Origin of the sequence: Klebsiella sp. CTHL.F3a (genome assembly GCF_019890895.1) — a bacterium.
Taxonomy (GTDB): Bacteria; Pseudomonadota; Gammaproteobacteria; order Enterobacterales; family Enterobacteriaceae; genus Klebsiella; species Klebsiella grimontii.
Map to the genome: position 1 here is coordinate 4,229,455 of NZ_CP082360.1, position 12,695 is coordinate 4,242,149.

General features: G+C 51.8%; 11 protein-coding genes. 10 read left to right on the forward strand and 1 reads right to left on the reverse strand.

All coding sequences use genetic code 11. The features are described 5' to 3' along the window. The first annotated feature begins 107 nt into the window (after positions 1-107). The 5 genes from K7H21_RS19960 to K7H21_RS19980 all read left to right on the forward strand — a co-directional run bounded on the left by K7H21_RS19960 (position 108) and on the right by K7H21_RS19980 (position 6,131). Positions 108-848, forward strand: a complete 741-nt coding sequence (locus tag K7H21_RS19960) for an amino acid ABC transporter permease (protein WP_004111387.1) — start codon at positions 108-110, stop codon at positions 846-848. Next, positions 848-1,522, forward strand: coding sequence for a glutamate/aspartate ABC transporter permease GltK (gene gltK, locus K7H21_RS19965; RefSeq protein ID WP_004130439.1), 675 nt, complete (start codon positions 848-850; stop codon positions 1,520-1,522). Before K7H21_RS19960 ends, gltK begins: the two co-directional genes overlap by 1 nt. Continuing rightward, positions 1,522-2,247: an amino acid ABC transporter ATP-binding protein gene (locus K7H21_RS19970; RefSeq protein WP_004130438.1), complete on the forward strand. Its 726-nt coding sequence runs from the start codon at positions 1,522-1,524 to the stop codon at positions 2,245-2,247. The genes gltK and K7H21_RS19970 overlap by 1 nt, the downstream gene beginning before the upstream one ends. Before the next feature lie 434 nt (positions 2,248-2,681). Further along, entirely contained in the window at positions 2,682-4,289 is a 1,608-nt protein-coding gene (locus tag K7H21_RS19975; RefSeq protein WP_217276474.1) for a ShlB/FhaC/HecB family hemolysin secretion/activation protein, read from the forward strand. A 54-nt stretch (positions 4,290-4,343) separates the two neighbouring features. Beyond that, positions 4,344-6,131: a filamentous hemagglutinin N-terminal domain-containing protein gene (locus tag K7H21_RS19980; protein WP_049114264.1), complete on the forward strand. Its 1,788-nt coding sequence runs from the start codon at positions 4,344-4,346 to the stop codon at positions 6,129-6,131. Positions 6,132-6,339: 208 nt separating this feature from the next. On the opposite strand, the gene K7H21_RS19985 is transcribed toward K7H21_RS19980, so the two are convergent. Next, entirely contained in the window at positions 6,340-6,822 is a 483-nt protein-coding gene (locus tag K7H21_RS19985) for a zinc ribbon-containing protein (protein WP_004130430.1), read from the reverse strand. A 226-nt stretch (positions 6,823-7,048) separates the two neighbouring features. Between K7H21_RS19985 and leuS the strand changes: the two genes are divergently transcribed. The 5 genes from leuS to K7H21_RS20010 are packed head-to-tail and all read left to right on the forward strand — an operon-like array spanning position 7,049 to position 12,586. Beyond that, the gene (gene leuS / locus K7H21_RS19990; protein WP_087828671.1) at positions 7,049-9,631 is read left to right on the forward strand and encodes a leucine--tRNA ligase; all 2,583 of its coding nucleotides are present in this window, start codon (positions 7,049-7,051) and stop codon (positions 9,629-9,631) included. A gap of 14 nt (positions 9,632-9,645) precedes the next feature. Next, entirely contained in the window at positions 9,646-10,236 is a 591-nt protein-coding gene (lptE, locus tag K7H21_RS19995) for an LPS assembly lipoprotein LptE (RefSeq protein WP_004130425.1), read from the forward strand. Next, positions 10,236-11,267, forward strand: a complete 1,032-nt coding sequence (holA, locus tag K7H21_RS20000; protein WP_004130422.1) for a DNA polymerase III subunit delta — start codon at positions 10,236-10,238, stop codon at positions 11,265-11,267. Before lptE ends, holA begins: the two co-directional genes overlap by 1 nt. After that, positions 11,260-11,910: a nicotinate-nucleotide adenylyltransferase gene (gene nadD, locus K7H21_RS20005; RefSeq protein ID WP_004130420.1), complete on the forward strand. Its 651-nt coding sequence runs from the start codon at positions 11,260-11,262 to the stop codon at positions 11,908-11,910. The genes holA and nadD overlap by 8 nt, the downstream gene beginning before the upstream one ends. A gap of 46 nt (positions 11,911-11,956) precedes the next feature. Beyond that, positions 11,957-12,586 (forward strand): adenosylcobalamin/alpha-ribazole phosphatase, encoded by a 630-nt coding sequence (locus K7H21_RS20010; protein ID WP_049114259.1) that lies wholly within the window; start codon positions 11,957-11,959, stop codon positions 12,584-12,586. Positions 12,587-12,695 lie beyond the last annotated feature (109 nt).

Genomic DNA, 12,695 nt, shown 5'->3' on the forward strand with positions numbered 1-12,695 from the left:
AGACTATACGGCAGCTGGTCGTTCCCCAGCGGCCGCGAATACCGAAACAGGCTGAGCAACAATCTTCGAGGGTAGCGCTGCTACCCTTTTTTTTCCAGGAGTCATTTATGTCAATAGACTGGAACTGGGGGATATTCCTGCAACAGGCCCCGTTCGGCAACACCACCTATTTAGGCTGGCTGTGGAGTGGTTTTCAGGTCACCGTCACCCTGTCGGTAACGGCCTGGATTATCGCGTTCTTTGTGGGGTCGCTCTTCGGTATTCTCCGTACGGTCCCGAACCGTCTGCTGTCGACTATCGGCACCTGTTACGTTGAGCTTTTTCGTAACGTTCCGCTTATCGTTCAATTTTTCACCTGGTATCTGGTGGTGCCTGAACTGCTGCCGGAAAACATTGGCATGTGGTTTAAGTCCGAGCTGGATCCCAATATTCAGTTCTTCGTTTCCTCGATGCTCTGTCTGGGATTGTTTACCGCCGCACGCGTCTGCGAACAGGTTCGTTCCGGCATCCAGTCCCTGCCGCGCGGGCAGAAAAACGCCGGGCTGGCGATGGGACTGACCTTACCGCAAACCTACCGCTACGTTCTGCTGCCTAATGCCTATCGCGTTATCGTGCCGCCGATGACCTCAGAAATGATGAACCTGGTGAAAAACTCGGCCATCGCCTCCACCATCGGACTTGCCGATATGGCTGCACAGGCGGGCAAGCTGCTGGATTACTCAGCCCATGCCTGGGAGTCGTTTACCGCTATCACCCTGGCCTACGTGTTTATCAACGCCGTTATTATGCTGATCATGTACGTAGTCGAACGTAAGGTCCGCCTGCCGGGCAATATGGGGGGTAAATAATGTACGATTTTGACTGGAGTTCCATTATTCCGTCCATGCCGTACCTGCTGGCTGGACTGGTTATTACCTTAAAAATTACCGTGACCGCGATTGTTATCGGGATTGTCTGGGGGACGATTCTGGCCGTTATGCGCCTGTCGAGCTTCCTGCCGCTGGCGTGGTTTGCCAAAACCTACGTTAACGTCTTCCGCTCCATTCCGCTGGTGATGGTACTGTTGTGGTTTTATTTGATTGTTCCGGGGTTCCTGCAGAACGTGCTTGGTCTGTCGCCGAAAACCGATATCCGCTTGATTTCAGCGATGATCGCCTTCTCCATGTTTGAAGCGGCGTATTACTCGGAAATTATTCGCGCCGGCATTCAGAGTATCTCTCGCGGCCAGTCCAGCGCTGCGCTGGCGCTGGGCATGACCCACTGGCAATCCATGAAGCTGGTGATTCTGCCTCAGGCCTTCCGCGCCATGGTACCGCTGCTGCTCACCCAGGGCATCGTGCTGTTCCAGGATACCTCGCTGGTCTATGTCCTGAGCCTGGCCGACTTCTTCCGTACCGCCTCCACGATCGGCGAACGTGATGGAACCCAGGTAGAGATGATTCTGTTCGCAGGCGCCGTATATTTTGTATTTAGTCTCAGCGCATCGCTGTTGGTCAGCTGGTTGAAGAAAAGGACTGTGTAATGATTACCCTGAAAAACGTTTCAAAATGGTATGGTCACTTTCAGGTGCTGACCGATTGCTCCACGGAAGTGAAAAAAGGCGAAGTGGTGGTGGTTTGCGGACCATCAGGCTCGGGTAAATCCACGCTGATTAAAACCGTCAACGGTCTGGAGCCAATCCAACAGGGTCAAATCATCGTCGACGGCACCACGGTTAACGATAAAAAGACTAACCTGGCCAGGCTACGCTCTCGCGTCGGGATGGTATTCCAGCACTTCGAACTGTTCCCGCATTTGTCGATTATCGATAACCTGACGCTGGCGCAGGTTAAGGTGCTCAATCGCGATAAAGCCGCTTCACGCGCAAAAGGGCTTAAGCTGCTGGAACGCGTAGGGCTTTCCGCTCATGCAGAAAAGTTCCCCGCTCAGCTCTCGGGCGGGCAGCAGCAGCGCGTGGCCATCGCTCGTGCATTGTGTATGGACCCCATCGCCATGCTGTTCGATGAACCCACTTCCGCGCTTGACCCGGAAATGATCAACGAAGTGCTGGACGTGATGGTTGAACTGGCGAATGAAGGGATGACCATGATGGTGGTCACCCATGAAATGGGCTTTGCGCGTAAGGTCGCCAATAGGGTGATCTTTATGGACGAAGGAAAAATTGTCGAAGACGCGGATAAAGAGGCGTTTTTTGCTAATCCACAGTCAGAGCGCGCCAAAGACTTCCTCGCCAAGATCCTCCACTAACCTTCTGGCGTGTACGCTCCCGTACACGCCTTTTATCTATTCCCCATCCCTCTCCATCCATAGTCCGGGTAAAATCTTAGCTATTATCAAATGCGTGGCATAAATATATCCCGCCTCACGACAAATAATTCACGACCTGAAATCCTCAATTCAACAAAAATTCACTCTTTACCTCGTGGATTACATAATCCGGCATAGATAATATATCGCGGTTTTTACAACGACACTGAGTAGCATTAGCGGTTTTGTTTTGATTTTAAGAAAATAAAATTATTATTGAGGTTGAGAACCCGACTTCGTTAACCCTACTCTATGAATACTAAACATCCTTTATAAGGGTATAACGGACGAATGAAACAAATGGATATTGCTTCGTGAATAATAAAATACTGGTCACCGCCATCTCTTTTTATATTTTTCTAACCGCATCAACAATGGCGAGCTTATCGATTAGCAATACCAATCAGGTCGAACAGGATAAGGCGCGCCAAAGCGCACTGGCGCCAGCACAGCAGGAGTATCAATCATCAGGTACGGGATCGCGGAAATATCAACTCGTCTTCCCACTGGAAGCAACCTGCCGATATATCAACCACGTTGAAATTCTTTCCGCTGACGACAAACTGACCCGTAGCCTACTCGGCAATATAGCCCTGCAAGCAGAAAAAAAGTGTCTGGGTATTGAAGGCATACGTCTACTCACCACAACATTGCAAAATGAACTCATTGCCCGGGGATATATCACTTCCCTTATTGATGTTCCTTCCCAATCTCTGAACGATGGTATTCTGAGCATCACTCTGACCTATGGTTATATCGGTAATATAAGTTGGACTGCAGGCAACAGCGCGACAACCAGTCTGTGGAACGCGATACCCGCCAAAACCGGGGATATTCTGCAGCTAACTGAACTTGAACAAGGGATGGCTAACTTACAACGTTTACCCGGTTCATCGGCGCAGATGAAAATCCTACCCGGTAAAAAAAATGCGGAAAGCGATATTCAACTCACACGGCATCTGGCAAAAAAGTGGCAGGTAGGCGCCTGGCTGGATGATGCAGGAAGCCGTACCAGCGGGCGATACCAGGCAGGTGCCGCGATTTATCTTTATGACCTGACGACGCTAAATGACATCCTCTATGTCTCTGTCGGCGGCGATGTCGAGTTTAATCAACATAACGATGGCAATCAGAATAATAGCCTCTATTATTCTTTTCCTTTTGGATTTTGGTCACTCAATCTTTACGGTTCACAAAGCCAATATCGTCAGCAGTTTAATGGTAGATACTCGACCGTTGAATATAAAAGTAAAAATGATTATGCCAGCGCAACCTTATCACGTTTACTTTCACATACCCGCAAGCAAAAAACAACAATTGATGCGCGTATATCAAAAAGCACATCACATTATTATTTTGGCGGCAGCGAAATCGGCGTTATGCGCAAACAGAATCCTGCCTGGGATATTACCGCGCACCACCAACGGTACTTTACCAACACTATTTTAGATGCCAGCCTGGGCGTACAGCGTAGCCTTCCCTGGCTTAGTTCCACCCCTACGCCTGAAGAAAAAGCAGGTCTGTACAGTAAACTTTCGCGCATTATCCACGCCGATCTTCAAGCTTTAATGAAGTTTGAATCAACGGGGGATAAATTCAGCTATGCGCCGCATATTAATATCCAGGTCAGCCCCGATATCTTGTCCGCAGATAATCAATTCAATATTGGTAATCGTTGGACAGTACGTGGCTTTGACGGTGAAAGAACGCTTTCAGGAAACCAGGGCTGGTACTGGCGCAATGATTTTATTTGGGATATGCCAACTCCGGATCGGCAGCTCTACTTAGGCCTGGATATTGGCCGCATTACAGGAACCGAGCAGTACGAAAATGGCAAAGTCATCTCTGGCGCCACTGCCGGAGTGCGCGGAAGCATCATTGCCACTCAGTATGATTTATTCATAGGAACGCCGCTGGCAAAACCAAACGGTTTTCATACCGATCCTGTCAGCATGGGATTTTCTTTACAATGGAGGTATTAAAGTCATTTTTTCAAACAACCGGTTAATTTTTTTATTTTTAAAGGACTCAGTTAAATGTTTAAATTCAAATTATCCTATGTTGCACTAGCAGCAGCTTTAAGCTCAAGCTTTGTTTATGCCGACCCGAATAGTTATACCCATCTATCAGGTGCCAAGGTTATTGATATTGAAAAACCCAATGCCGCCGGTGTCTCACATAATATGTATCGTGAGTTTAATGTTGATAGTAATGGCGTCGTTCTTAACAATAGCGCCAGCGATCTCACCCACGCGACGTTGGGCAATATTGCGAAAAATAACAATCTTACTAACGGTAGCGCTTCTGTTATTCTTAATGAAGTCACCTCAAACCGCGCAAGCTCGCTGAACGGATTTATTGAAGTGGCGGGTCAAAGAGCTGATGTTGTTATTGCTAACCCCAATGGTATTTCCTGCTCAGGTTGTAGCTTCATCAACACCAATAAGGCGGTTTTAACGACAGGGAAAGTGACACTTTCCGATACTGGCGCTATCGCCAGCTATAACGTTACCGGTGGTAAACTGTCCATCGAAAAAAACGGAATGAATGCCAGCAATAGCTACGCTGTTCTCCTCGCCGATGCAATAGCCATTAACGGTGCGGTTAATGCGAAGAACGCGATAGTAGGCGCTGGAAACTTTACCTTTGATAACGGCTCAGGTGCAATGACCCCGGCAGGTAAATCTGCGACGGCGCTGCAGACCTTATTCCCTGAATACAGTATCGACATTAGTAATCTGGGCGGCATCAAAGCCAATAGCATTACCATGGTTGGCAATAATTTAGGTTTTGGCGTACGAAATAAAGGCGCGATTGTTGCTAACTCTGGCCTCTCCTTGACTAGCTTAGGTTCACTCACCAACGAAGGCTCTATCGCCAGCAACGGTATTATCACTCAGATAGTATCTGTAGGGAATTTAAAAAACACTGGTAATATATCAACAACAAATACAACTGTGATCAACTCGCTAAGTTCCTTAACCAATAATGGGACTATTTCCACGACTCGTCAGCTGTTAGCCAAGGCGTCAGGGAATATCGAAAATACAGGTACCTTAAGCGGCGGTGCCGCGTTAAACGTTACGGCGGATGGCAACCTGAAAACCACTTATGGATCCAATCTGCTGTCAGATAACCAATTAGTCGTGACCGCGGGTGGTAACATTGAAAACGGGGGCTCTACCAGAGCTACAAACACTACGGTAACCTTTGGCGGAGACGCCCTTAAAGTGACCGGCAATATTTACGGTTATGATACCCTCCTCATTCAGGCAAAAAAAAATGATAGCCTGACATCCGGAGAAATCATCAACTCAGGCTATATAGCCGGTGACAACGCAACTGTTCAAACTAAAGGTACCCTGACGCTACAAAAAAATAGTCAACTGCACGGTTCATCAACGTTGGTAACAAAGAGCTACCAGCTAAAGAATGAAGGATATATTGGTGGACACAATATCAATATCGAAAATGACGTTACCAACAACTATGGTACGATTGTTGGCCGTGATAATGTTTTAATTAAAACCTATAACGATCTTTACAATGAAGGCGAAATTTTAAGTTCAACAAACATGACTTTGGATACACAAAATCACGGTAATATTACTAACCGTTCTCACATAGGAGCTGGCGGCACTTTAACCATGTCGGCTAAAAAAGTGATTAATGGCGGTTACCGCTGCGGTTTCCTTGGGTTGGCAACCTGTGGCAAAGGCACTATTTCCACGACTAATCTGTTTTTAAACTCATCCCATAAATACGCCAATGAAATGGGCGGCACTCAGCAGTTTAAAATCGCGACCATTAACACCATCAATTAACATGAAGTTGTCAATGAAGATGAGCGTCTCTTTTTAAAAAAAATCTTATGCTGGTTCTTCGGCGCCAGCATTTTTACGCATAGTGATAAAGAGTTAGCCAGCTCTTTAAATAGAAGGTCAATATATTAACGCGTTTTATATTGACCTTCTAACTGATTAAACGTGTAAGCAAAAATCTCCGCGAATTTTATCGCTCTCAGTCGTATCCCTACGGCTCAAATGGCCGGCGCTGGAACTGATCGTGCCCGCATTTTGGGCAATGCGGCAGCACATCCGGCGTATAAACCGGCAGATGGTAGTGGCACTTCTCGCACACCAGATTGCCAAGTCCCACGACTTCGCCGCTGTGATAGACGCCGTGATGGCTGAGATCCTGAAACACCTCGCGCCACTCAAGCTGTGTTTTATCGGTAATATCCGCCAGTTCCTGCCACAGACTCTCTTTGATCACCCGCATAAAGACACTATCAGTGAGCTCATCCTGACTCTCTTCATAACTGAGCGCGAACTCTTCCAGATCGCGTCTGACAGCGCGGATCACGTTCTCGATTTCGCTCTGCGTTAACTCGCCCGACTGGCTAATCTTGACCCTGGCCTGCTCCACCAGCACGTCAATATCGCGTTCTCCGTTGCGTAACCGCTCGCTGAGCGTCGACACCAGCTCTCGGTAGAATTGAGCAACCTTGTCCATCTTTTCGCCTCCGGTGTGGTTAACTTCTTCTAATGATAGACGTTATCTACAGATTGCTCTGCAAGCCAAGCCACAGAGTCGCGAAATTTTCTCTACCGCTTTCATCTATGTAAGTGTGTGAAAGGCTGTTTTGACGTTGGCGTTTGGGCTATGCTATGCCGATCTGAAATAACACATCCATTGGCTACATTTTGTAGCTGTATTGAAAACAGGACCACTGGCTGCCATGCAAGAGCAATACCGCCCGGAAGAGATAGAATCAAAAGTCCAGCAACACTGGGACGAGAAGCGTACCTTTGAAGTTACCGAAGACGAGAGCAAAGAGAAGTATTACTGCCTGTCGATGCTTCCCTATCCTTCTGGTCGACTACACATGGGCCACGTGCGCAACTATACCATCGGTGACGTGATTTCCCGTTACCAGCGTATGTTGGGCAAAAATGTCCTGCAGCCTATCGGCTGGGATGCGTTTGGTCTGCCTGCGGAAGGTGCGGCGGTGAAAAACAACACCGCGCCGGCGCCATGGACCTACGACAACATCGCCTACATGAAAAACCAGCTGAAAAAGCTGGGCTTTGGCTATGACTGGAGCCGTGAAGTGGCCACCTGCACCCCGGAATACTACCGCTGGGAGCAGAAGTTCTTCACCGAGCTGTATAAAAAGGGGCTGGTCTATAAAAAAACCTCCGCGGTGAACTGGTGTCCGAACGATCAGACCGTTCTGGCGAATGAACAGGTTATCGACGGTTGCTGCTGGCGTTGCGACACCAAAGTCGAGCGTAAAGAGATCCCGCAGTGGTTTATTAAAATCACCGCCTACGCTGACGAACTGTTGAACGATCTGGATAACCTGGATCACTGGCCTGACACCGTTAAAACTATGCAGCGCAACTGGATCGGCCGCTCTGAAGGCGTCGAGATCGCCTTTGACGTCAACGACTACGCCGACAAGCTGACCGTTTATACCACCCGCCCGGACACCTTTATGGGCTGCACCTACCTTGCCGTCGCTGCGGGCCACCCGCTGGCGCAGCAGGCTGCAGCCAATAACCCCGCGCTGGCGACCTTTATCGACGAATGCCGTAATACCAAAGTTGCCGAAGCCGATATGGCGACCATGGAGAAAAAAGGCGTCGATACCGGTTACAAAGCCATTCACCCGCTGACCGGCGAAGCGATCCCGGTATGGGCGGCAAACTTTGTGCTGATGGAGTACGGCACCGGCGCGGTTATGGCCGTCCCGGGTCACGATCAGCGCGACTACGAATTTGCCAGCAAATACGGTTTGAACATCAAGCCGGTTATCCTGGCCGCTGATGGCTCAGAACCCGATCTCTCCGAACAAGCGCTGACCGAAAAAGGCGTATTGTTTAACTCCGGCGAGTTCGACGGCCTGGATCATGAAGCTGGCTTTAATGCCATCGCGGATAAGCTCGCGTCTCTTGGCGTCGGCGAACGTAAAGTGAACTATCGCCTGCGCGACTGGGGCGTTTCCCGTCAGCGCTACTGGGGCGCGCCGATCCCAATGGTCACTCTTGAAGACGGCACCGTGATGCCGACGCCGGAAGATCAGCTGCCGGTTATTCTGCCGGAAGATGTCGTGATGGACGGCATCACCAGCCCAATTAAAGCCGATCCGGAGTGGGCGAAAACCACCGTTAACGGTCAGCCGGCGCTGCGCGAAACCGATACCTTTGACACCTTTATGGAGTCCTCCTGGTACTACGCGCGCTACACCTGCCCGCAGTACGACCAGGGTATGCTGGACCCGGAAGCGGCGAACTACTGGCTGCCGGTCGATATCTATATCGGCGGGATTGAACACGCCATTATGCACCTGCTCTATTTCCGCTTCTTCCACAAGCTGATGCGCGACGCAGGCATGGTGAACTCTGACGAACCGGCTAAACAGCTGCTTTGCCAGGGGATGGTGCTGGCGGACGCCTTCTACTACGTTGGCGAGAACGGCGAGCGTAACTGGGTGTCGCCGAAAGAGGCGACTACCGAGCGCGACGAAAAGGGCCGTATCGTTAAAGCCTTCGACCCGCAGGGCCGCGAGCTGGTCTATACCGGCATGAGCAAGATGTCCAAGTCGAAAAACAACGGCATCGATCCGCAGGAAATGGTTGAACGCTACGGCGCGGACACCGTGCGTCTGTTTATGATGTTCGCTTCGCCGGCCGACATGACGCTTGAGTGGCAGGAATCCGGCGTGGAAGGTGCGAACCGCTTCCTGAAACGCGTCTGGAAACTGGTCTACGAACATACCTCTCAGGGCGAAGCCGCTGCGCTGGACGTTGCCAGCCTCAGCGAAGATCAAAAAGCGCTGCGTCGCGACGTGCACAAAACGATCGCGAAAGTGACCGATGATATCGGCCGTCGTCAGACCTTCAACACCGCGATTGCGGCGATCATGGAGCTGATGAACAAGCTGGCGAAAGCGCCGCAGGAAGGTGAACAGGATCGCGCGCTGATGCGTGAGGCCCTGCTGGCCGTGGTTCGTATGCTCAACCCGTTCACTCCGCATGCCAGCTTTACCCTGTGGCAGGAGCTGGGTGGCGAAGGCGATATTGACAACACGCCGTGGCCGGTCGCTGACGAAAGCGCAATGGTTGAAGACACCACTCTGGTCGTGGTCCAGGTAAATGGTAAAGTTCGTGGTAAAATTACCGTTGCGGTGGATGCAACCGAAGAGCAGGTTCGTGAACGTGCGGGTCAGGAGCATCTGGTTGCGAAATATCTCGACGGTGTGACCGTACGTAAAGTGATCTACGTTCCGGGTAAACTGCTCAATCTGGTCGTTGGCTAAGCGCAGGAGGAAGCGTGCGATATCTGGCAACATTGTTGTTATCTCTGGCGGTGTTAATCACCGCCGGCTGTGGCTGGCACCTGCGTAGCACTACGCAGGTTCCGACCGCAATGAAAACCATGATCTTCCAGTCGGGCGATCCTAATGGTCCATTAAGTCGTGCCGTCCGTAATCAGCTGCGTCTGAACGGGGTTGAACTGGTCGATAGCAGTACGCTGCGCAAGGATATTCCTTCCCTGCGTCTGGAGACATCGTCCATTCAGAAAGATACGGCGTCTATTTTCCAGGACGGCCGTACTGCGGAATATCAAATGGTAATGACGGTAAATGCCAGCGTCCTGATCCCAGGCCATGATATCTATCCCATCACGACCAAAGTCTACCGCTCGTTCTTCGATAACCCACAGGCGGCGTTAGCGAAAGATGCTGAGCAGGACATGATCGTTCAGGAAATGTACGACAAAGCGGCGGAGCAGCTGATCCGTAAACTACCGAGCGTACACGTTGCGGATGTCGAAGCCACCAAAGAGGATGAGAAGCCGGTCACCACGACCCCAGCCGCTTCCACCTCCGGCAATCGCGTCTCCACTACGCTGGGTAACTGATGATTCGGTTGTACCCGGAACAGCTCCGCGCGCAGCTCACTGAAGGGCTGCGCGCGGCCTATCTACTGCTTGGCAACGATCCGCTGCTGCTGCAGGAGAGCCAGGACGCCATCCGCGAAGCCGCCGCAGCCCAGGGCTTTATCGAACACCACACCGCCACCGTTGATGCCAGTACCGACTGGCCTGCCCTCTTCTCGTTAAGTCAGGCCATGAGCCTGTTTTCCAGCCGCCAGACGCTGCTGCTGATCCTGCCCGATAATGGCCCTAATGCGGCAATTAACGAACAGCTCGCGACGCTCGTCGGCATGCTGCATGACGATTTACTGCTGATCGTTCGTGGTAATAAGCTGACGAAAACGCAGGAGAACGCAGCGTGGATGACGGCGCTAACCAGCCGGGCGGTGCAGGTTAGCTGCCAGACGCCGGAATATGCCCAGCTGCCGCGCTGGCTCGCCGCGCGCGCAAAGCAGAATAATCTGCAGCTTGATGACGCGGCCAGCCAGCTACTGTGCTACTGCTATGAGGGTAATCTGCTGGCTTTGGCGCAGGCTCTGGAGCGCCTTTCGCTGCTGTGGCCGGATGGTAAACTGACGCTGCCGCGGGTTGAGCAGGCCGTGAATGATGCCGCGCATTTCACACCTTACCACTGGGTGGATGCGCTGCTGGCCGGTAAAAGCAAGCGCGTTCTCCACGTTCTGCAACAGCTGCGTCTGGAAGGCAGCGAGCCCGCTATCCTTCTGCGCACCCTACAACGCGAACTGCTGCTGCTGGTCAACCTGAAGCGGCAATCGGCCCATACGCCGCTGCGTTCGCTGTTTGACAAGCATCGCGTATGGCAAAACCGCCGCCAGCTGGTCAGCGACGCGCTGGCCCGCCTTAGCGCCGATCAGCTGCGTCAGGCTGTCACGTTGTTGGCCCGCGCGGAGCTCACCTTCAAGCAGGATTACGGGCACTCCATATGGCCCGAGCTGGAAAGTCTCTCTTTATTGCTCTGCCATAAAGCGCTGGCAGACGTTTTTATTGATGGTTGATATGACTCAGTTACAGGCGATGTATGGCGGCACCTTCGATCCGGTGCATTACGGTCACCTTAAACCGGTGGAAATTCTGGCCAACCTTATCGGCCTCAATAAAGTCACCATCGTGCCCAACAATGTGCCGCCGCACCGCCCGCAGCCCGAAGCCACCAGCGACCAACGCAGGCATATGCTGGCGCTCGCCATCGCCGATAAACCTCTGTTTATCCTCGACGATCGTGAGCTTAAGCGCGACACGCCGTCATATTCAGCGCAAACCCTGCGCGAGTGGCGCCAGGAGCAAGGGCCACAACGCTCCCTGGCGTTTATTATTGGCCAGGATTCACTGCTCACCTTTACCACCTGGCACGAGTATGAAAGCATTCTTGATAACGTACATCTGATCGTTTGCCGACGCCCGGGTTATCCGTTGACCATGGCGTGCGAGCAGGATCAGCAATGGCTGGACAAACATCTCACTCATGACGTCGAGCGGCTGCATAGCAGCCCGGCGGGCGTTATCTACCTGGCCGAAACGCCGTGGTTTGATATCTCTGCCACCCTGATTCGCCAGCGTCTTGAAGCTGGCGAGTCCTGCGCGGACATGCTGCCGGAAACCGTGCTCGACTATATCCATGAGCAGAAGCTCTACTGCTAGCCTTACAACAAGGAGAGTCTCATAGACTCCTTTTGAGAGGGTCATCATGAAGTTATGGTTAGTTCGTCATGGCGAAACCGAAGCTAACGTCGCGGGCCTCTATAGCGGGCATGCTCCCACAGCCTTAACCAAACGCGGAATCGGACAAGCGCAAACGCTGGGAAAGCGGCTGCAGGCCGTTCCTTTTCAGCGCGTGTTTTGCAGTGAACTTGAGCGCACCCAGCGCACGGCCAGCCTGCTGCTTGGCGACCGTGACGTCCCTCGCCAGTCCTTCGCCGAACTCAATGAAATGTTCTTCGGCGACTGGGAAATGCGCCACCATCGCGATTTACAGCATGAAGATGCGGAAAACTACGCCGCGTGGTGCGCCGACTGGCAGCATGCGGCGCCCACTAACGGTGAAGGTTTTCAGGCGTTCGCCAGACGTGTCGCCAGCTTCACCGCCACTCTCCCTCAGCACCAGGAACTTGATCATCTGCTGATCGTCGGCCACCAGGGCGTTCTTAGCCTGTTAATCGCTCAACTTCTGAGTATGCCGGATGCGGCGATGTGGCACTTCCCCATCGAGCATGGCGCGTGGAGCCTTGTCGATCTACAGCCCGATTTCACTACCCTGCGCGTGCTGAATAGCCGGGCAGTTTGGCTGGCGGAAGAAGAATTGCGCGCAGACCATTGACAGGGCAAAGCAGGCTGTTATTCTCCGCAGCCAGGCTGCATTTACCATTTGAACTTTGCAGAAATTGTTTTACAAAAATGGCGATGCAAACATCGGCGATGGATGGGAT

Coding starts and splice junctions, on each gene's coding strand:
- K7H21_RS19960 (WP_004111387.1), top strand. CDS start 108: ATGTCAATAGACTGGAACTGGGGGATATTCCTGCAACAGGCCCCGTTC.
- gltK (WP_004130439.1), top strand. CDS start 848: ATGTACGATTTTGACTGGAGTTCCATTATTCCGTCCATGCCGTACCTG.
- K7H21_RS19970 (WP_004130438.1), top strand. CDS start 1,522: ATGATTACCCTGAAAAACGTTTCAAAATGGTATGGTCACTTTCAGGTG.
- K7H21_RS19975 (WP_217276474.1), top strand. CDS start 2,682: ATGGCGAGCTTATCGATTAGCAATACCAATCAGGTCGAACAGGATAAG.
- K7H21_RS19980 (WP_049114264.1), top strand. CDS start 4,344: ATGTTTAAATTCAAATTATCCTATGTTGCACTAGCAGCAGCTTTAAGC.
- K7H21_RS19985 (WP_004130430.1), bottom strand. CDS start 6,822: ATGGACAAGGTTGCTCAATTCTACCGAGAGCTGGTGTCGACGCTCAGC.
- leuS (WP_087828671.1), top strand. CDS start 7,049: ATGCAAGAGCAATACCGCCCGGAAGAGATAGAATCAAAAGTCCAGCAA.
- holA (WP_004130422.1), top strand. CDS start 10,236: ATGATTCGGTTGTACCCGGAACAGCTCCGCGCGCAGCTCACTGAAGGG.
- nadD (WP_004130420.1), top strand. CDS start 11,260: ATGGTTGATATGACTCAGTTACAGGCGATGTATGGCGGCACCTTCGAT.
- K7H21_RS20010 (WP_049114259.1), top strand. CDS start 11,957: ATGAAGTTATGGTTAGTTCGTCATGGCGAAACCGAAGCTAACGTCGCG.